Here is an 18905-nt window from a genome sequence, read left to right as displayed (position 1 = left end):
TCATGTGCCGGTGCTGAGGACTATTGATCGAAAATCCCTACCGAAACACAGGCATCAAATCCTCACAAAACACCCTCCTAGAAGGGGCGCCAGACGCGCGGCAAGTCGTCATGCCGCAGCGATGCCATGCGGCGGTCGAATTCGGCGCGGATGTCGGGACTGTGGTCCACGTTTTGCATGAGCCACGTGGTCATGGCGACCTCGCGAATGCGGCGCATCGTGTGAAGGCCAGGCCACTCGGCGATATCGAAGCCACAGGCATCCACAGCCTGTGCATACTCCTCGTCCTCGATCCACCGGGGTCGCCTCCCCCTGGACCCTGCGGCCTCGGCCCATTTGGCTGACGACCAGGCCCTCGCGTTCGAGCTCCGCGAGCGCTTGGCGTACCGTCTCACGGGGCACGCCGAACTCGGCCATCAGAGTCGCCTCCGACGGGATCATCGCGCCCGGTGGGTACTTCCGCGTCGCGATCCGCTGGCGGAAGTCATTGGCCAGCGTGGCCGTACGCGGGCTGAGTTTTGCCTTAACTCATGGGGCTCCCTAACCGAGCAAGACGGACCCCCGGCAGGAGCTACCACGGTCGGCTCCGCTGTGCTCCCTGCACACGCGGGGATGGGCCCCAAGCACAGCGCTCCAGGGCTTGGAGCGGTCTTGGTCTTCGCGGGGCGCCGCTGACCACGCATTCAGACGCTGACCTCGGCCTGGCGAGGACGGGCGTCCTCAGCAGTGCGCAGATGGCGTACGGGCGACAGCAGCACCCACACCGGTGCCAGCGCAAGCCCGATGCCTCCCACCAGCAGGGCCGGGCGCAGGCCGATCAGATCGCCCAGCAGGCCGCCGGCCATGGCTCCAAGCGGGAGTACGCCGAACGACAGCGTGCGGTAGGCGGCGTCGGCGCGCCCGACCACGGCGGCGGGCACGGCGATCTGCCGCAGCGTGATGTGAGCCCGACACCGCGATGCCGAACCCCTCCACGAAGTAGGCGACGGCCAGCACCGCCATCCATATCAGTAATCGCCTGAACGCTATAGGTGGTTCTTTCGCCTTTGAGCGTGTCGCGACCGGGGCGATGATCGCCGCTACCCTCTACGACGCCTCCGACCGCGACTACCACGTGACCGTGCTCAGCGACGCCTGCGCCGACGGGGAACCGGACGTGCACGATTTCCTGATCAACCGCGTCTTCCCGGCCAGAGGTGCTGACGTCCTCACAGGCCGAGAGTGGACCGCCCGCCTGTGACCGGCCGTCAGCATTGAAGATCTGAGCCATGCCCGCGATGGGACGGCATACTTGACCGCTCAGCCTTCGATGACAAGAGCTCAAGGTCCGGTGTCGTGGGACAGGTCCCACCTGCCAAACGCTGCTGCCAGTCATCAGCAAAACCAGTCGACAGCACTCGACGCGCGAAGCCGCGACGGAGGCGGGACGTGAACGTCCCTGCCGCGCGACGGCGCCGCTCCCGGACCAGGCGTCGCCGCGCCTGACCGAACACGACCAAGCCACAGCGCCGTCATATGCGCTGTCCCGTACGGCCGAAAATCGCTTGCCTCTGGTGGCGGGCTCAGGGAAACGTGGTGTCCATGATGCTCTGACGGACATCCCCCGTTATTTCGAGATGCCACGGCGCCGACTCGCGCCGTGATGCCGCCCGCCCATGCCCTGTTCAGCGAAGAGAGCGTCTTTGTCTCAACAACACTCCCGGCACGAGTTCCTGCCGGCGGCCACGTCGGCCAGCGTCACCGTGTTCGCCTCCCCCACGAGCTGGATCGAGTCCGATGCCGTCGCGCAGTGCCATCAGGTGGCCGCCCTCGACGGGATGATGCATGTCGCCGCCATGCCTGACCTGCATCCAGGCAAGGGCGCCCCCATCGGCGCCGCCATGGCATCGACCATCCTGTACCCGTTCCTGGTGGGCTCCGACATCGGTTGTGGCATCGCCGTGTTCCCCGTCAAGCTCAAGCGGGCCATACCCGAGAAGCTTGCCGCCCGGTTTCCCGATCTCGATCGCGCGCTGAACCCTGAGCAGGATGCCGACGACCCGGCCTGGGCCGTGGTGAAGGGTGATATTCCCGCTGGGTACGTCGAGGGTCTCGGGACGGTCGGCAGGGGGAACCACTTCGTCGAGCTGGCGCGCATCGGGACCGTTTTCGAGCCGGACCACGCGAGCCGGCTCGAACTCGCCGCCGGTGACCTGGTTCTCATCGTCCACAGTGGTTCCCGTGGGCTGGGCGAACGGATCCTGCGGGCGCACACCGAGGTCCATGGTGCGGGCCCCGCCCCAGATCCCGGCGCCTATCTGGCGATGCATGACGACGCCGTACGCTGGGGATCGCTCAATCGGCGGCTGCTGGCCGCCCGGGTCGCCCATGCTCTGGGGTTCGAGCCCACCGAGCCGATCGTCGACCAGTGCCACAACCTCGTCGAGGTCCGCGACGGGATCTACCTGCACCGCAAGGGGGCGGCGCCGGGTGACGGCCGCGACGTGCTCATCGCCGGTACGCGAGGCACCCCGTCCTACCTGGTGGCCGGTCACGCCGGGCCGGACGCCGGCCATTCCGTGGCGCACGGCGCGGGCCGCAAGATGTCGCGTGCGGACGCTCTGCGCCGGGGGCGGGCCAAGCACACGGTCGAGGAGCTGCGCCGTACGCCGATGGGGTCGTTGGTGGTGTGCGGCGATCGGCAACTGCTCTTCGAGGAGGCGCCGACGGCCTACAAGCGCATTGAGCAAGTGATCGCCGACCTCGTCGACCATGACCTGGCCACGCCCGTGGCCACCACGATCCCTCTGGTCACCTACAAGACGCCCGACCTCGGGTCGGCGCCCCAGAGGGACCATCGGGAGCAGCGCCGCAAGCGGGGGCGGCCGTGAGCGTCCACCTGCTGCTGTCGGCCGGGCGCGGCCCGCAGGAGTGTGCCTGGGCGTTGGCGCAGCTGCTGCACCGCATGGAAACTGACGCCACCCGGCAGGGTCTGGAGACCCATCGGGCCCAGACTGTTCCCGGTGATCGGCCCGGCACCTATCGATCGGTTCTCGTCCGGATCGCAGGTGACGGCGCCGAGGCGTTCGCCGCTTCGTGGACCGGAACTCTGTGCTGGCAGGCCCCCAGCCCGTACCGGGCCAGCACCGGCCGGAAGAACTGGTACGTCATCGCCGAGCCGTGCCAGGTCGATACCCCGCGCACGACGTTCGCGGAAACGGACGTCGACATCGTCGCCTGCCGCACCGGCGGCCCCGGCGGTCAGCATCGGAACAAGGCCAGCACGGCCGTACGGGCGACCCACCGGCCCACGGGGATCGTCGTCGTGGTCGACACCGAGCGGCAGTTCAGCCTCAACCGGCGCATCGCCGTGCGGCTGCTGCGACAGCGCATCGAGCACGGCGACGAGGCGGCAGGACGCGCCGTCACCACCGCCCGCTGGCGCATCCATGATGAGCTCGTACGCGGCAACCCCAGCCGCATCGAACGCCCGTAAACGTCGGAACAGAAGCTGGCCCCAGAGGCGCCGGCGACAATCCACCCCGATCACGCCCACCGTGAAAGGAGGATCGCATCAGTCGACATGAGGTCGGTGGGGCAAAAGCGTGCAGTGCTGCCCTTGACGAGCTCTCCCGTGTCGGAAGGCGTGCAGCAAGGCGTAGGTCTGCTCGACATGTAGCGGTGTTTGCCCAGGCCGGAGCCATGTGCGGTGTCGTGGCGGGCGATCAGTAGGCGTATCTGTAGTTCGCGCACCACGCCGATACTTGTCGTGGTCGGAGCCCAGGCCGGCGAGGACGGCGTCGGGGGCGCTGGCGCGGACGGCCGCGCTTGCCGCGTACTTCCGGGATGGCCTGCAGGAGCGGGATGAGCCGGGTGAAGTCGTTGCGGTTGGGACCGGTGAGGATGGTGTCGGTGATCAGGTGGTGCTTGCTGCTGGCCCGTCCGCGATCGACCGGGGACGGGCCGGGCTGCCGCCCTGATCTGGGTAGAGTCCGCTGCGGCCCAAGAGAGGTCGAGCGCGTCCGCCGGGCGCAGGCAGTCCGGCATCACCTCGTGCAGGTGCTGCCAGACGCCGGAGGCGTCCACTCGGCCAGGCGTCACCAGCAGGTCATGCCCGAGCCGTAGCCCAGCTCTTGTGGCAGGTGCTCCCAGGCGATGCCGGTTGCAGGACGAAGAAGATGTCCTGTAACGCCAGGCGGTCATGTAGTCGCTTGCGTCCCGGATGGCGGAAGCGCCGCTGACGCTGGGGCAACAGCGGCTCGATCACGCCCACAGCTCGTCGCTGACTTCCCACGGCTTCAGCTTCGCCACCCGCGCTCCCTCTCGCTCGGCTCCGGCGAGAGATCAAAGTACAACAAAATCATCCTGGTAGGACTTCTTGGAAGGCGCCATGGAAGATCTTTTGGTCTTCTCCTGACCGTTCGTTTGACGACCCCCCACACTGAAGGCCGTGACGCACGATCTCACCGACGCGTGGGACCGCCTGGTTCCTCTCCGCCGGCTTTACCAGGTGGCGGCCCTGCTCAACATGCCGCGCCTGGATGAGAGCGCCGCGCGCGAAAACGCTCCGCAAATCAACCAGCAGGCGGTGCTGTACGCCGGCATCGCTGACTGGGCTCGACTATCGGCTCAGGCGGCCGAACAACTCGGCAGGCCGGATGTGGCCGACGCTGCCGATGAATACACCTATCTCATCGAATACACCGACCTGCACGCCAAAGGCTGGCACCCCGCTCCCAGCGAGCACTCCCAGGGAATCATCCTGGCCGACACGGCCGAGGCGGTCGCGCATACCGTACTCACTCACTACATCACCCACCTGGCCGAACACCGCGACGACTACCAACTGTGGCTAGTCGACTCGCTATCCCTGCGCGCGAGTGTGTGGCACGTGAAAACCGCCGCCGCGCACCCCTGCGGCCGCCACTTCAGCTATCCCTCCTCAGCGCACACGTTCAAGAGCGCGATGATTCTCCCCCACGCCGTCGAGATCCGTATGCCTGTGCAAATACACCGGTTCATGAACCACTACATCGCCCCGTAACTGAGAGCCGGAGTCATGGAAACGACGTAACCCCTGCCTCCGTACGGCTCGAGCTCTCCCAAAGCGGGGGCCGCAGATTCGAATCCTGATCGTTCAGGGTCGGCGAGCGGGTCGTCACTTGTTCCAGGCCACCAGGAACTCCGCCAACGAAATGCGTCCGTCCACGTCCCCGTCGTGCTCGTCCGAGACCTTGAAGATCGAGTCGAGCTCGGTGGTGGTGACCTGCTCGCCGCGCGCGTTCATGGCGAGCGTGAACTCCTCGCGCGTGATGTATCCGTCCCCGTCACGGTCGAACTCCTGGAACGTGGCGGTCGGGTCGTTGAGATCTGGCATGGGTGACCTCTCATCGTGCGATTCATTCGATGTGCCGGCAAAGCAACATCGAAGCACGAGCTTGTGCCCTCACGCGAGGAATGACGGGGCGAAAGCGCCGGTCGTGGCGCCCTGTTTCGGATCCGCGACGGCAGGAAGTCGATCGAGCTGATCGCTACCGTCTGCTCGCACGAACCGGCGTAGATCGGACGTGCCGAGGTGACCGGGTGACCGTGGATGGGCAGCCAGGGGGAGCGGATCACGGCGTTGCGGACGCTGGGCTGCGGGTGCAGGTCGCGGGGTGTGGGGTGCTCGACAACGGCGTGTGCGTGGACGAGGCTCGGAGGCCCCCGTGACGTGCCTGCTGCTGCCCGGGATCAAGCGCGCACCCGGCGGCCGCGACCCGGAGGAAAGGCCGCCAGGGAGCGCGGGCGCGTGTTGGGTCCGCGCTGGATGAAGGGGAACCGTCTATGGCGCCGGACGAGTGGGGCAGGATCTTGATGCTCCGGTGGCTGTCGGGTTCGGTGGCTTCGTCATGCCGTGTGCCTGCGCATGAAGACCAGGGTGGCGTCAGCCGCGGGCTGGGGTGCGGAAGACCTGGCGGCTGTGCCAGCTGATGTGGTCAGGCTCCACCGCGTCCAGGCCGGGCTGAGGGCTTCGGGCGGGGTGGCCGGACAGGGAGAGGACCAGGTCGCGGGATGCCTGTGACCGGCCCACGAACCTGGCGGAGACGGCGATGGTGCGGTCGATGGTCAGGCCGAGGACGCCCTTGTCGAACAGTTTGTGGTGGATGGCGCACAGGCACAGCCCGTTGGTCAGGTCGTCGGGTCCGTCGAAGGCCCACCAGCGTACGTGTGCCGCGTCCAGTCCCACCGCCGCGCCGTCCAGCCAGCCGTCGTAGGAGCAGAACGCGCAGCAGTACTCGTACGCCATGAGCACCCGGTCGCGGAAGCCCGGGTCGCGGCGTGCGACGGGCGGTGTCCGGAGCTCCTCGCCGGATTCCAGGTCGAGGCCGGTCAGCAGGCACAGGTCCGGATGCAGGGATGGGGCGAAGTTGGCGTCCAGGAGGTGGCGGGCGATTCGCCCCAGCAGGCCGGGCTCCTCCGACAGGGCGCGGGCCAGGTCGGGGTGGAGGCGGCCGGCGGCCTGGCTGTCGCGAAGGCGGCCCAGCTCAGGGCCCGGGGAGCCCGGGCCGTGGCGGGTGTCGACCAGCCAGAGGCCGTCGTTCGTCAGATGGTGGAAGGGGTAGCCGGGGCTGGTGTCGCGGGGCGGGCCGTACTCCTTGAGCAGTTTCTTGAGCTCGGCCTCGGCGGCGCTGAACGTGATGGGCCGGTTGCCGTGCCGTTGGAAATGGCCCAAGGCGTACAGGAGGAGGAGCGGCTTGTGCGGTGCGCGCTCGCCGCCTCTGGTCCAGCGCCGGATCTCAGCGACCCGCTCGATCCAGTCCACGATCGGCCAGTGTAGAGCGATTGTCCGCCTGTCGCGGTGGCCGGCCGCGCCCTATAGTCGCCGAGTGAGCGATCTCCAGCCGGGCGTTTACCAGCATCTGATCACTCGTGAGCTGGACGGCCTGCTGCGCGCCGTACCCGATCGCGACCTGGTCGACCGGCGGGCGCTGGACATCGCCGACTCCCACGAGACGCTGGCCCGGCATCTGGCCGCGCTCACCCGCCGGGCGCTGCGCTCCGTACGGGGCGAGAACGACGCGGTACGGCTGGCGCGGCAGGTGGAGATCGTCAACAAGGTCGCCGACCTCATCGGCGACCTGGTGCCCGAGGCCGCCTCGCCCGAGGAACTCCTGGAGGCCGCCGAGGAACTGCTGGGCGTCGCCAGGAGCCGGGATCGGGATGCGGCAGGTCGGGTACGGTTTCCCGCGCGGCCCGTGATCCCCCTCACCGGTAGCGCGTTGCTGGTCAACGGCCGTGGGCAGCCGGAGATCGGCCATGAGCTCAAGCGCGAGCTGGCCTCGGCCGATCGGGTGGATCTGCTGTGCGCGTTCGTGAAGTGGAACGGCGTGCGGGTGCTGGCGGAGGCGATCGAGGAGTTCGTGGCGCGGGGCGGCCGGCTGAGGGTGGTGACCACCACGTACATCGGCGCCACCGACCGCCTGGCCCTGGACCGGCTGGCGGCCATGGGCGCCGAGATCCGCGTCTCCTATGACACGCGGATGACCCGGCTGCACGCGAAGGCGTGGTTGTTCCAGCGGGACAACGGCCTGTCCACGGCCTATGTGGGCTCCTCCAACCTGTCGCGCACCGCCCTCAGCCATGGGCTGGAGTGGAACGTACGCCTCGCTCAGGCCGAACAGCCGCATCTGATCGACACGTTCGCAGCCACGTTCGACGACTATTGGGGCGATCCGTCGTTCGAGCCCTACGATCCGGCGCATGACGCGGAGCGGCTCGACCGAGCCCTGTCCGCCGAGCGGGCCGGGGGCCGGGCGGTGGTGCTCGACTTCGCGCACGTGGACGTCCGCCCGTACTCCTACCAGCGGGAGATCCTCGACGAGCTCGCCGCCGAACGGCAGATCCACGACCGGTGGCGGAACCTGGTCGTCATGGCCACCGGCACCGGCAAGACCGTGGTCGCCGCGCTCGACTACCGGCGGCTGCGTGCGGCCGGTCAGGCGGAGTCGCTGCTGTTCGTCGCGCACCGGAAGGAGATCCTGCGGCAGAGCCTGCTCACGTTCCGGCAGGTGATGCGGGACGAGACGTTCGGCGAGCTGTACGTCGACGGAGCCCGGCCGGAGCGGTGGCGGCACGTGTTCGCCTCGGTCCAGACGTTGCACGCCAACCCGCTGCCGGAGCCGGACCGGTTCGACATGGTGGTGGTGGACGAGTTCCATCATGCCGAGGCCGCCACGTACCGGCAGCTGCTCTCCGGCGTGCGGCCCACGGTGCTCCTGGGGCTGACCGCGACGCCGGAACGCGCCGACGGGCAGGACATCAAGCACTGGTTCGACGGCCGGATCGCCGCCGAGCTGCGGCTGTGGGAGGCGCTGGAGCGCGGGCTGCTGGCCCCGTTCCAGTATTTCGGCGTCCACGACGGCACCGACCTGCGCCAGATCGGCTGGCGCCGGGGCCAGGGGTATGACATGGGCCAGCTCTCGAACGTCTACACCGGTAACGACCGCCGCGCCGCCGTGGTGCTGGAGACGCTGCGGCGGAAGGTCGGCGAGGTCGGACGGATGCGGGCCATCGGGTTCTGCGTGAGTGTCGATCATGCCCGGTTCATGGCCGACCGGTTCACCCGGGCGGGGCTCCCGTCGGTGGCCGTGACCGTGCAGAGCCGGAACGACGAGCGTGACCAGGCGCTGCGTGACCTGAGGGAACGCCGGATCAACGCGGTCTTCACCGTCGACCTCTTCAACGAGGGCGTCGACGTTCCGGAGATCGACACCGTGCTCTTCCTGCGGCCCACCGACAGCGCCACCGTCTTCCTGCAGCAGCTCGGGCGCGGGTTGCGGCTGGCCGATGACAAGCCGTGCCTGACCGTGCTCGACTTCGTCGGCCATCAGCACAAGCAGTTCCGCTTCGATCGGCGCTATCGGGCGCTCACGGGCGCGAGCCGTACCGGCATCGCGCGGGAGATCGAGCGGGGGTTTCCGACGCTGCCCGCCGGGTGCGTGATCGATCTGGATCGTGACGTGCGGCGGCTCGTTCTCGAGAACGTACGGCAGGCGCTCAGCCTGAACTGGCGGGACCTGGCGCGCGAGCTCCGCGAGCTGGGGGACGTCAGCATGTCCGCGTTCCTGCGGGAGACCGGGCTGGACGTGGAGGACCTCTACAGGCGCCGCCAGGGCTGGGCCGCCCTTCGGCACGCCGCGGGGTTCGACGCCGTGGCCCCGGACGAAGGGCTCGGGCGCGCCTTGGGCCGGATGCTGCACATCGACGACGTCGAGCGTCTGACCTTTGTGAGCGACGTGTTGGCCGGCCGGGCTCCCCGGTCTCCGCGCGAGCTACGCCTCATGGCCATGCTCGATGCGATGTTGTGGGGCGGCACCGAGCCCGTCTCCGGCATGGAGGCCCGCCTGGCGCGGCTCACCGGTGCCCGTGCCGTGGAGCTCGGGGAACTGGCGAACGTGCTCCGCTCGGGAATCCGGCACGTCGCCCCGCGGCTGGACGCCGTCGTGCCGTTGCACGTCCATGCCCGCTACAGCAAGAACGAGGTGCTGGCCGCCTTCGGCATCGACCGGCCCGCGCACATGCGGGAAGGGGTCAAATACGTTCAGGAGCACCGGGCGGACCTGTTCTTCGTCACCGTCGACAAGGCCGAGGACCATTACTCCCCCACCACGCTGTACCACGACCGGGCGATCAGCGAGGAGCTGTTCCAGTGGGAGTCGCAGAGCACGCTGCGGGCCTCCGCCGCCACTGCCCGCCGTTATCTGACGGGTGAATCCACGGTCCATCTCCTGGTACGGCAGTCCAAACGTGACGAAGGGTTTGGTGCTCCGCCGTACACCTACGCCGGGCCCATGCGGTACGTGAGCCACGAGGGCGAGCGACCCATCCGCTTCGTCTGGCGCCTGGAACACCCGCTTCCACCCGAGGTGTTCCACTACGCCAAGGCCACCGCGGGCTGAGCCGACGCGGGCTGAGCCGACGCGGGCTGAGCCGACGCGGGCTGAGCCGACGCGGGCGTCATGAGGCGAGCAGGTCGAAGTGGAAGCCCACGACCAGGCCGAGGAGGCTGATCACGCGCCACCACCCCAGGGACTTCGGATGCTCAAGCACCCAGGCCACGCCTTTGAGGGCGTTCTCGAACAGCTTGCTCCTGGCGGTCGAGATCGCCACCCAGCCGACGGCGAGGACGATCGTCGCGATCAGGACCGCCAGGGCGAGCAGACCTTTGCCGAGCCCTGTGGCGATCTCGGCAGCGGCCCCCATGGCACCGGCGACGATCGCGCCCCCTGCCGTGGCCAAAGCTGTCAGCGTTCCCCGGGTGCGGGACCGGGGGACGGCTCGGAGGCGTCCGCCGTATTCACGGATCCGTTCTGGGCCGAGGATGTCGAGGACGACCGTCATTCCGCCGAGGAACGCGGCGATCTTCCCGAATCGCCCCCACCACAGCATGCCCAGGCCGTACATGGTGGAGTCCTGCAAGGCGCTGTTGCCCGAGAACCACATCTGCAGGGCGTCCAGATAGCCGATGTCTGCCACGGAGGGAGCGTAGAAGCGGCAGCGCTCGGACGACCATCGTGGCGTAAATGGAGATGCCCACGTAGCCGACGATCAGCGCCATGATGGAAACGGCAATCGCTCACTGGTTCTTTGGCGCGGAAGCTTCGATTGTTGACAATTTGGCACTTCCCAAGAGGGCTATGGCTCCCGATAGTGGCCATAGTGGCGCTGGCGCAGGCGTTCGAAGTAGCCCAGGCCTACGAAGAACACCCCGACGAAAATCGAGAGGCCGAGAGAGAAGAGCAGGGTGGTCAAGGTGAGGGGTCGCTGCGCGGCGACCAGGGCGATGACCAGCAGGAGGATGCCGATCAGAGCGCCGAAAGCGGGTCCCATGATCAGGCCGAGGCGCACGGGGTGGGCCGCGGAGAAACGTTGACCACGGTGCGGCTCCGCATCACCGCCCAGGGATTTGTCCACGCGCCAGAACCAGTACGCGAACAGCCTCCACACACGCACAGTCGACCTCTTTCACGGGGAAAGTAGAAATATCCTAATTCTCCGGGTGACGTTGCGTACACTTCCTCCGTGATCGTGGGCGTAGGGCTGTTGGTCCTGGGTATTCCTGTGGCATTAACGTGCAGCTCAGTGCTCTTGGCGTGGGGGTCGGCCCGGCATGCCCATCTGAGATCGCGGTTCCTGTTGTGGGGGGCGGCTTCGGCGGCCTTCGGCCTCATGGTGATGGCCGTCATCGCCCGGGCGACGCACGAGGACAAGCACTATGACGACTTCGGGTCGGCTCTGCAGACCTTGGCGGCCATCAATGGGGGTGCGCTGCTTCTCGCCGGGTTGGGGCCGTTGACTCCGTGGCTGCTGGGCGTCCTGCGGCGGCGCACCGCACGGCTGTCGCCGGCGATCCGCCTGGCCGCCCGTGACGTGGCCCGTAACAGCCCCCGTACGGCTCCGCCGATCGCGATCACGATGGTGATGACCGCCATCGCCATCGCATGGATGATCGTCTCGGTCGCCGAGGCGGCGCAGACCAGGGCCGGGTACTCTCCCCGGGCTCGTTCGGGCGCGCTTGTCGTGGATGTCCGGTCGGACGACCCGGCAGTCTCACGGGCAGCCGTACAGCAGGAGTTGCCCGGGGTGCCGATCGCCCAGAGAGACGCTCCGAACCATCGCGGGCACTTCAGTATGGAAGTCAAGGACCTGCCGGACACGGAGAGCATCGATCCGGAGGGTTTCATCGGCGACCGGGAGCTTCTCCGCTATCTCACAGGGGATCCGGACACGCCGTACGACGAGGGCAAAGCCGTGGTGGTCACGCCCAACGACATCCAGGTCGACACGGTGACGATCTTCTACGCCGACGACGACCAGGCGAAAGAACTATCGAGCAAGTCCATCCCCGCGATCGCCGTCGAATCCGCCGACCCGTATGTGAACGAGCTCTTCATCCCGACGAAGGTCATACGGGACCTGGGCCTTCGCCCCGAGCCGATCGAACTGATCGTCGATCCCTCAGCCCACCGGACGACCGAGGCCGAGCAGGAGCGGATCAACCAGCGATTGGGTGGCGACCTGAACACCTACGTCGAGCGGGAGTTCCAGGAGTCGGCCGAATGGATGGGCGAGGTCGCGGCGGCAATCGTCGTGGCGGTCGCCAGCGCGCTGGTCGCGGGGGGCCAGGCGGGCGCCGGTGGCCGGACGAGACGGGTGCTGCTGCGGGTCGGCGCCGGCTCGCCCCTGCCGCTGCGGATGTTCGCCGCGGGTCGCGCAGGCTGGAGCATGCTCTGCGGAACGGCGCTGGGGACGTTCGCGGGGTGCGTCGTCGGGCTGTTCCTGGCGTGGCCGATGACGGCCTCGATCGACTGGGACGTGCTGCCACGGGTGCCCTTCGAGACCCCGTGGTGGGCGATCGCCGCCCTGGCCACCGGACTGCCGGTGCTCGCCGGGGTCATCGCGGCGCTGCCCAGGCCGCGACGTCCCTGACGGATTCAGCCCTCAGGGAAGACGGCGCAGGTCTCGGACAGCAGGCCCGCCGCCGTCGGGGTTTCTGTCGTTCGCCGCTGCTATAGATTGCCGCACCGCCTGATCTTCATGGAAGCAAGGTGTCCGATGGCATCAGTGACGTTTCGCGACGAGACCGCGACCGGCCGGGCTCTGGAGGAGTTCTCCGTGCCCGAGCTGCCCGAGCGGATCTCGGCCCGGGAGCTGGTACGGCTGCGCGTACGCGAGGAGGTGGCCCGCTACAACGCCTCCCCCTCCCACCATTTCCGCGGTCTGGTCAAACCGACCGACGCCGAGGCCGAGCTGAACGGCTACCGGATGCGGAGCGCGCGCAGGCTGGACTGGGAGAAGCAGGCCGACACCGCCGAGGCCGCCTTCGCCCGCAACGGCTTCCTGCTGCTGGTCGGTGACCGGCAGATCCTGGATCTGGACGACGAGATCGACCTGATCGCCGACCCCGTCGTCTCCTTCGTCAAGCTCGTCCCGCTGGTCGGAGGCTGACGGAGGGCGGCGGCATGTTGTCGATCATTCTGTCCAAGGCGTTCCTGCTGGCCGCCGACGCCGCCATCACCGACCCGTCCATCACCCGACAGATCCACTTCTGACAGGACCCACCGGCATGCACCTCTCCCCCCTCGCGCAGCGCCTGCTCGATCTGATCAACGGGACCGCGAACGACCCCACGCGCTGGCCCGACGCCTCCCAGCTGAACGTCGGGCTGACCGGCGTCGCCGGCTCGGCACCGGGGCGGTACGCGATCGACGAGCGCGCCAGGCAGCAGCTCGTCGCGCCGGCCCGCGAGCTGGTCGGGTTCCTGATGCCGGAGGACGGCGCATGGTCGTACGGACGCTTCCCCATGCTGGTGGCGGCGGGGCTGGCGGGCATGGACGCCGAAGTGAGCGCCCGGCTCGCCGAGAGGTGCGGGCCGATCGCGGTCGCCGAGACGGACATGCTGCTCGGCTGGGACGTGGAACGCCGGGCGCTGTTCGCCGAGGCGGCGCGGGTGCGGTGGGAGGAGTCGCTGCCCGGCGTGATCGAATGGCTCGACGCCCTGCCCGGCTACCCCGGCTTCGCCCGGACGGCGCTGGAGGCGGCCGAGGCCCGTGTCGCGGCGATCCACGCCGGTGAGATTCCCTACACGGCGGAGAAGGCGTTCGGCGACGACGAGAAGTCGACCCTCGGCCGGGCCGTACGGCTGGCGCTCTACCGGGACGAGCCCTGGCTGCCCGGCCTGCTGGATCCGCTGGCGCGCGGGATCGCGGTGGCGCCCACCCAGGCCAGGACCCTGCCCTCCCAGGGGCTGCTGTTCGAGATCGCCCGCGCGGTGCGGGACCACCCGACGCCCGAGGCGATCTCCGCGCTGCGCGCCGCCCGACAGGTCACGCGGCACGCCGGGGTGCCCAAGCAGCTGGATCGCATGTTCAAGCGCATCGAGCCCGCCCTGGCCGAGCGGCTGGAGGTGGCGTTCAGGCTGCCCGACGGGCGCGTACGGCAGGCGTTCGGCGAGCACACGGCGGTGATCTCGACCGACGGCGAGGTCGAGCTGTCGTGGTGGCACGGCGACAGGAAGCTGAAGGCGGTCCCGGCGGCGGTCAGGCGGGAGCACCCGGACGAGGTCAAGCGGCTGCGCGAGCTGGCCAAGCAGACCATGCAGCAGCAGGTGACCTTGTTCAGGGCGCTGGAGGCCGGATACACCGGCGAGAAGGCCGCTCCCTACCGGCAGTTGGAGGGCCGCTCGGTCGTCGACCGGCTGATCTGGGAGTTCGAGGTCTCGCCCGGCGTGTGGCGCGGCGAGCTGGGGATGAGCGTGCCGGACGTGCCCGTACGGCTGTGGCATCCGGCGCGCGCGTCGGTGGAGGAGGTCCGCGCCTGGCGGGAGGTGGTGCAGGGCAAGGAGCTGCGCCAGCCGTTCAAGCAGGCCTTCCGCGAGGTCTACCTGCTCACGCCCGCCGAGGAGGAGACCGGGATCCACTCCTTCCGGTTCGACGGGCACGTGGTGGACTACCGCAGGCTCCGGGCGCTGTTCAAACAGCGAGGCTGGCAGTCGCCCTTCCTCGGGCCGTGGGACGGCGGCTACCAGGGTGAGGCCCATCGGGTGCTGGCGAGCGGACGGTGGCGGGTGTACTTCGACCACGGCCTGTACGACGAGCACCACGCGAGCACCGGCCCGGTCCACTTCCAACGGCTGACCGAGGGCAGGTGGCAGCAGGCGCCGTTGACGGAGGTTCCCGCGCTGGTGTTCAGCGAGGCCATGCGGGACGTGGACCTGTTCGTGGGCGTCGCCTCGATCACGAGTGATCCCCAGTGGGCCGACCAGGGGCCGGACCACCTGCGGGACTACTGGCGGACGGGCTCGTTCGCGGCCCTGCCGCCCTCCGCCGAGGTGCGCCGCGACGCGCTGTCCCGGTTGATCGGGCGTACGACCATCGCCGACCGCTGCACCATGACCGACCGTTTCCTGGTGGTACGCGGTGATCTGCGCACCTACAAGATCCACCTGGGGTCGGCGAACATCCTGATGGAACCCAACGACGCCTACCTGTGCATCGTCGCCGCAAGAGCCCCCCAGGCCGGGCTGTTCCTTCCGTTCGAGGAGGACGGCCGGTTGGCGCTCATCCTCAGCAAGGCCTTCCTGCTGACGAACGACACCGCCATCACCGACCCCTCCATCACTCGCCAGCTCCGGGCGATATAGTCTACGCGTAGATAGTCTGCGCACGGATCAAACCCTCCAGGAGGAACGCGGCATGTACGCCTACGAGCACACGCTGGACACCCCCGCCCCCGCCGCGGCCGTCTGGGCCCTCTACGCCGACGTCAACGGCTGGACCGCATGGGACACCAGCCTCCTCCAGATCGACCTGGAGGGCCCCTTCGAGGTGGGCACCGAGGGCACCATGACCCCCGAAGGCCAGGACACCGTCCGCTTCCGCATCGTCGAGCTGGTCACCGGCGAGCTGTTCACCGACGAGACCGTCATCGGAGAGCTGACCCTGCGCTTCATCCACCGGCTGGCGGAGACCGGGACCGGCACCCGCGTCACCCACCGCGTCGAGATCACCGGCCCGGGCGCCGAGGAGATCGGCCCGATGGTCACCTCCGACGTCCCCGACGCCATGGCCGCCCTGATCAAGCTGGCCGAGGCGTCCTGAGATGGCGCTCGCGCCCGACGACAGCCCGGGACTGCTGCTCTGGCGGACCACGTTGCGCTGGCAGCGGGCCATCGCCGCCGCGCTGGCCCCCTTCGACCTGACGCACGTCCAGTTCGTGCTGCTGGCCAGCACCGAGTGGCTGAACCGGCACGGCGAGCTGCCCAATCAGCTCGCCGTCGCCACGTTCGCCGACACCGACGTCAAGATGACCTCCCAGGTCGTGCGCAAGCTGGAGGAAAAGGGCCTGCTCGTCCGTGAGCCGGATCCCGCCGACAGCCGCGCCCGCCTGCTGCGGGTCACCGATCAGGGCGCCGGCCTGGCCCGGCGGGCTGTCGAGGAGGTGGAGCGGGCCGACGCCGAGTTCTTCCGGGCCGTGCCCGACACGGCCGGCCTCGTCGCCGTCCTACGGCAACTCGCGGGAGGACAACCGTGACCCTCGTCACCGTCCCGCGACAACTCGCGGGAGGACAACCGTGACCCTCGTCACCGTCCTGCGACAGCCCGCCGAAGGGCCCGGAGAGCTAGTCGGTGACGAGAGTGTTGAGCGTGAGGGTCTCCTCGCCGGAGCGGCCGGCGAGGCGGACCGACAGCTCCCACGCGCCGTTCATGAGGAACAGGTCACCCTCGGCGACGAAGTGGCCGGGGGCGGCCTTCCTGGCGGTGACCTCGGGCACCGCGTGACCCATGGTGGTCATGACGGCGGCGACGATGACCGTGTCGGCCTCGCCCCTGTCCACCCGGATGTCGACCGCGCTCCGGTCGGCCGTGACGGTGACGGCGTAGCGGGTTCCCGTGGTGGTCACCGGGTCCGGGCCCGAGGTGCGGGCGATGACGAACGCGGCCGCCACGACCGCCACGAGCCCGCCGAGGATCAGTAGCCTAAGGCCCGTGACCTGCCTCATCGGGGGACCTCCACGGTGAAGGGCACGGTGGTGATGCCGCGGTCCGTCGCGTACTGCGCCCAGGCGAGGTAGCGGCCCGGCGCGGGGAAGCTGAACGTGAAGCGCAACCGGCTGCCGGGCGTCCCCATCTCGTGGACGTGGCCGAGGAATTCGCCGTCCGCGCCGCGCACGATGAGGTGACCCGCCATCCCGAGCCACGGCCGCGGCGTGCCGCTGGTGGCCACCTCGACGGTGGCCGCCCGTCCCGCCTGCGGTGCGGCGGGCGTCACCGTGACCGTCCCGGTGGCGGCGGCGTCCTGGATCGCCGGGTCGGACGCGGCCGTGGGCTTCGCCGACCCGGTGACCGTGAAAGAGCCGGTGAGGAGCTGGCCGCCGGAGTCGGTGCGTTCGAGCTCGACGTAGGTGAGATAGCGGCCGGGGCGGTCGGCGCGCAGCCGTACCTCCAGGCGGCCGGGCGCGGTGCGCAGCGGATGGACGTGGCGGAAGTAACGGCCGTCCTCGCTGGTGACCACCAGGTGGGCCATGGCCTCGTGGTGGATGGTGAGGTCGTCGACGGGACGCCCGGTGGACCCGTCGAACAACTCCACGCGCGCCACGAACTCCTCGCCCACCGCCGGGGCGGCGGGGACCGTGGTCACGACCCGCTGCACGTACGGCCTGCCGAGCAGCGAGTCCGTGGGACGCGGCTCGGCGCCGTCCGGCGACCGGGCGGGCAGCCAGGGGTCGAGGATCACGATCAACGCGGCCACCGCGAGCCCCGCCGCGGCGACCGCGGTCACCACGAACGCCGACCGGCCGCGCCGGTTGAACGCGCCGGTGAGCAGCCCGCCCACCAGGAGCAGCCCGGCCACGAACAGGCCGCCGTAGATCAGGAACTCCCACCCCGAACCCCGGTCCACCAGGACCCGGAACGGGATCACCGCGCTCTCGCCCCCGGCGCCTACGGTCAGCTCGTGCGGCCCGGTCTCCTCGACCCGCAGCTGGGCGGGGCGGCCCGGCGTCACCGTGCCGGTCACGACCCGTCCGTCGGTCACCGACCGGAGCCGCAGGTCCAGCGTCGGGGCGGACGGGAATCCGATCACCTCGACGCGCAGCGGCCCCGGCACCCGGGTCGTGGCCTTGATCACGAGGGTCAGCTCCGCGCCCGCGATCGTCTGCGCGATCCGCAGGTCCGCCCCCGCCTTGACGTCGTGCGCCGCCGCCGGCGAAGCCAGCAGCACCACCAGCAGCAGGCCGACCAGGCAGAGAAGCCGGATCATGCCCGCCGTACGCCGGACTCGCCGGTCTCCGCGGGCAGCGCGTTCGGGAGGAACAGGGCGCCGAGGGCCAGGCCGACCAGACCCGCCACGATCGGGGCGCCGGTCCAGAGCTCGGGTACGACGGGCAGCCGCCCGGCGAACACGGAGGCGACCGCGATGTACAGGGACCAGGTGGCGAACGCCGACAGGCCGGCGAAGGCCCAGTAGGCGCCCCGGCGCTCCCGCGAGGGCCGCAGCCACCGGATCAGCAGGTCACTCACCAGCCCGGCGGCGACGAACGCCAGCAGGATCGGCAGGTTGCGGAAGGCCGTCTGCGCGCCCGGCATCAGGATGCCGACCGCGGACAGCACGGTCGCGCTCCCGAACGGCAGCTGCCAGCGCCGCAGGAGGAACAGCACGGGAGCGAGCACCATAATGTTCGTGATGATCATCGATGCGGCCAGGATGTCGGCGCCGTTGCCCTCCAGTGCGGAGAAGTCCCGGACGATGCCGTCCGGGCTCCGCTGCATGGCGTTGCCGTACGACACGAACAGCGACACCAGCGTGGCGCCGAAGCCGAGCCCGATCAGCGCCGGCAGCAGCCGCGACAGCCGGGGCCGCTCCCCGACGTCCGGGGCGCTCCAGGCCGAGCGGAGCGGGGTCGTGATGATGAGCATCATCGTCAGGATCAGCCCCAGGTGGGACGGGCTGAACAGGATGTCGATGGTCTGCTCGATGCCCAGGAACGTGTGCCACATCATGTCGGCGAACCCGAACGCGGCGAACCCCGGGATGGCGAGCAACCCCGCCAGGTACCCGTTCGGCACCGCGGCCAGCCCGCTCCGGCCGGTGCGCACGTTGCGGTAGACCTGCCAGATGATCCACCCCGACACCGCCGCGAACCCCGAGTAGAACGCCGCGTGCCACGGCGTGAAGAACGTCTCCAACTCGGCCAGGGTGCTGTGCGCCCAGGCGTCGATCATCAGCCCGACGCCGTACCAGACGCCGAGCAACGCCATGACCAGGTCCGCCCGAGGGCTCACCCATGTACGTGCTTCCCCGGAGTCCGCCAGCAGCCGCCGGACCCCGGCGTCCACTGCCACCATGAGCATGCTCCTTCCGTTGATCCGATCCTTCGCGATGGC

20 protein-coding genes and 1 pseudogene are annotated in these 18905 nt (G+C 69.4%); 11 read left to right on the top strand and 10 right to left on the bottom strand.

Features of this window, described 5'->3' with window-relative positions:
* Window positions 1-77: 77 nt before the first annotated feature.
* From ACWEPL_RS04130 to ACWEPL_RS04120, 3 genes and pseudogenes are all read right to left on the bottom strand, one after another.
* Window positions 78-218, bottom strand: coding sequence for a hypothetical protein (locus ACWEPL_RS04130; RefSeq protein WP_452435146.1), 141 nt, complete (start codon window positions 216-218; stop codon window positions 78-80).
* Window positions 219-327: 109 nt separating this feature from the next.
* A pseudogene (locus tag ACWEPL_RS04125) lies at window positions 328-495 on the bottom strand (winged helix-turn-helix domain-containing protein); the annotation flags it as partial.
* Between the two features lie 188 nt (window positions 496-683).
* Complete coding sequence (locus tag ACWEPL_RS04120; protein ID WP_363970496.1) at window positions 684-920, bottom strand: MFS transporter; 237 nt, start codon at window positions 918-920, stop codon at window positions 684-686.
* A 149-nt stretch (window positions 921-1069) separates the two neighbouring features.
* Between ACWEPL_RS04120 and ACWEPL_RS04115 the strand changes: the two genes are divergently transcribed.
* The 4 genes from ACWEPL_RS04115 to ACWEPL_RS04100 all read left to right on the top strand — a co-directional run bounded on the left by ACWEPL_RS04115 (window position 1070) and on the right by ACWEPL_RS04100 (window position 5023).
* Window positions 1070-1240: an isochorismatase family protein gene (locus tag ACWEPL_RS04115; protein WP_452435145.1), complete on the top strand. Its 171-nt coding sequence runs from the start codon at window positions 1070-1072 to the stop codon at window positions 1238-1240.
* Window positions 1241-1682: 442 nt separating this feature from the next.
* The gene (locus tag ACWEPL_RS04110) at window positions 1683-2870 is read left to right on the top strand and encodes an RNA ligase RtcB family protein (RefSeq protein WP_452435144.1); all 1188 of its coding nucleotides are present in this window, start codon (window positions 1683-1685) and stop codon (window positions 2868-2870) included.
* Window positions 2867-3475, top strand: coding sequence for a peptide chain release factor H (gene prfH / locus ACWEPL_RS04105; protein WP_452435143.1), 609 nt, complete (start codon window positions 2867-2869; stop codon window positions 3473-3475). The genes ACWEPL_RS04110 and prfH overlap by 4 nt, the downstream gene beginning before the upstream one ends.
* A gap of 954 nt (window positions 3476-4429) precedes the next feature.
* Window positions 4430-5023, top strand: a complete 594-nt coding sequence (locus tag ACWEPL_RS04100) for a hypothetical protein (protein WP_452435142.1) — start codon at window positions 4430-4432, stop codon at window positions 5021-5023.
* 114 nt (window positions 5024-5137) lie between these two features.
* Here ACWEPL_RS04100 and ACWEPL_RS04095 read toward each other — a convergent pair whose 3' ends face one another.
* Together ACWEPL_RS04095 and ACWEPL_RS04090 are read right to left on the bottom strand one after the other, a co-directional pair.
* Window positions 5138-5356: an EF-hand domain-containing protein gene (locus ACWEPL_RS04095; protein WP_363970484.1), complete on the bottom strand. Its 219-nt coding sequence runs from the start codon at window positions 5354-5356 to the stop codon at window positions 5138-5140.
* Window positions 5357-5905: 549 nt separating this feature from the next.
* Entirely contained in the window at window positions 5906-6784 is an 879-nt protein-coding gene (locus ACWEPL_RS04090) for a phosphorothioated DNA-binding restriction endonuclease (RefSeq protein WP_452435141.1), read from the bottom strand.
* A 64-nt stretch (window positions 6785-6848) separates the two neighbouring features.
* Here ACWEPL_RS04090 and ACWEPL_RS04085 point away from each other — a divergent pair, with 64 nt between their 5' ends.
* Window positions 6849-9920 carry a DUF3427 domain-containing protein gene (locus tag ACWEPL_RS04085; protein WP_452435140.1) on the top strand — a complete coding sequence of 1024 codons (3072 nt, stop codon included), beginning with the start codon at window positions 6849-6851 and terminating at the stop codon, window positions 9918-9920.
* A gap of 58 nt (window positions 9921-9978) precedes the next feature.
* Here the strand turns inward: ACWEPL_RS04085 and ACWEPL_RS04080 are convergent, their stop codons facing one another.
* On the bottom strand, window positions 9979-10497 hold the full coding sequence (locus ACWEPL_RS04080) for a hypothetical protein (protein ID WP_452435139.1): 519 nt from the start codon (window positions 10495-10497) through the stop codon (window positions 9979-9981).
* Between the two features lie 159 nt (window positions 10498-10656).
* Window positions 10657-10935 (bottom strand): hypothetical protein, encoded by a 279-nt coding sequence (locus ACWEPL_RS04075; RefSeq protein ID WP_452435138.1) that lies wholly within the window; start codon window positions 10933-10935, stop codon window positions 10657-10659.
* Between the two features lie 261 nt (window positions 10936-11196).
* On the opposite strand from ACWEPL_RS04075, the gene ACWEPL_RS04070 reads away from it, so the two are divergent.
* The 6 genes from ACWEPL_RS04070 to ACWEPL_RS04045 all read left to right on the top strand — a co-directional run bounded on the left by ACWEPL_RS04070 (window position 11197) and on the right by ACWEPL_RS04045 (window position 16053).
* On the top strand, window positions 11197-12450 hold the full coding sequence (locus ACWEPL_RS04070; protein WP_452435137.1) for a hypothetical protein: 1254 nt from the start codon (window positions 11197-11199) through the stop codon (window positions 12448-12450).
* Window positions 12451-12576: 126 nt separating this feature from the next.
* Window positions 12577-12969 carry a hypothetical protein gene (locus ACWEPL_RS04065; protein ID WP_363970472.1) on the top strand — a complete coding sequence of 131 codons (393 nt, stop codon included), beginning with the start codon at window positions 12577-12579 and terminating at the stop codon, window positions 12967-12969.
* 14 nt (window positions 12970-12983) lie between these two features.
* The gene (locus ACWEPL_RS04060; protein ID WP_435054238.1) at window positions 12984-13073 is read left to right on the top strand and encodes a DUF7737 domain-containing protein; all 90 of its coding nucleotides are present in this window, start codon (window positions 12984-12986) and stop codon (window positions 13071-13073) included.
* A gap of 14 nt (window positions 13074-13087) precedes the next feature.
* Complete coding sequence (locus ACWEPL_RS04055) at window positions 13088-15163, top strand: DUF4132 domain-containing protein (protein WP_452435136.1); 2076 nt, start codon at window positions 13088-13090, stop codon at window positions 15161-15163.
* A 52-nt stretch (window positions 15164-15215) separates the two neighbouring features.
* Window positions 15216-15620: an SRPBCC family protein gene (locus ACWEPL_RS04050; protein ID WP_452435135.1), complete on the top strand. Its 405-nt coding sequence runs from the start codon at window positions 15216-15218 to the stop codon at window positions 15618-15620.
* Window position 15621: 1 nt separating this feature from the next.
* Complete coding sequence (locus ACWEPL_RS04045; RefSeq protein ID WP_452435134.1) at window positions 15622-16053, top strand: MarR family winged helix-turn-helix transcriptional regulator; 432 nt, start codon at window positions 15622-15624, stop codon at window positions 16051-16053.
* A gap of 88 nt (window positions 16054-16141) precedes the next feature.
* On the opposite strand, the gene ACWEPL_RS04040 is transcribed toward ACWEPL_RS04045, so the two are convergent.
* Genes ACWEPL_RS04040 through ACWEPL_RS04030 form a run of 3 tightly spaced genes read right to left on the bottom strand, consistent with a single transcriptional unit; the run spans window position 16142 to window position 18866 of the window.
* Window positions 16142-16522, bottom strand: coding sequence for a hypothetical protein (locus ACWEPL_RS04040; protein WP_452435133.1), 381 nt, complete (start codon window positions 16520-16522; stop codon window positions 16142-16144).
* Window positions 16519-17781, bottom strand: coding sequence for a hypothetical protein (locus ACWEPL_RS04035; protein ID WP_452435132.1), 1263 nt, complete (start codon window positions 17779-17781; stop codon window positions 16519-16521). Before ACWEPL_RS04035 ends, ACWEPL_RS04040 begins: the two co-directional genes overlap by 4 nt.
* Window positions 17778-18866 carry a hypothetical protein gene (locus ACWEPL_RS04030; protein ID WP_363970464.1) on the bottom strand — a complete coding sequence of 363 codons (1089 nt, stop codon included), beginning with the start codon at window positions 18864-18866 and terminating at the stop codon, window positions 17778-17780. Before ACWEPL_RS04030 ends, ACWEPL_RS04035 begins: the two co-directional genes overlap by 4 nt.
* Window positions 18867-18905: the final 39 nt, after the last annotated feature.

It is taken from the genome of Nonomuraea sp. NPDC004186, from assembly GCF_053603495.1.
The sequence above is the reverse complement of the archived record's forward strand: the minus strand, read 5'-3'. Positions and strand labels throughout refer to the sequence as shown.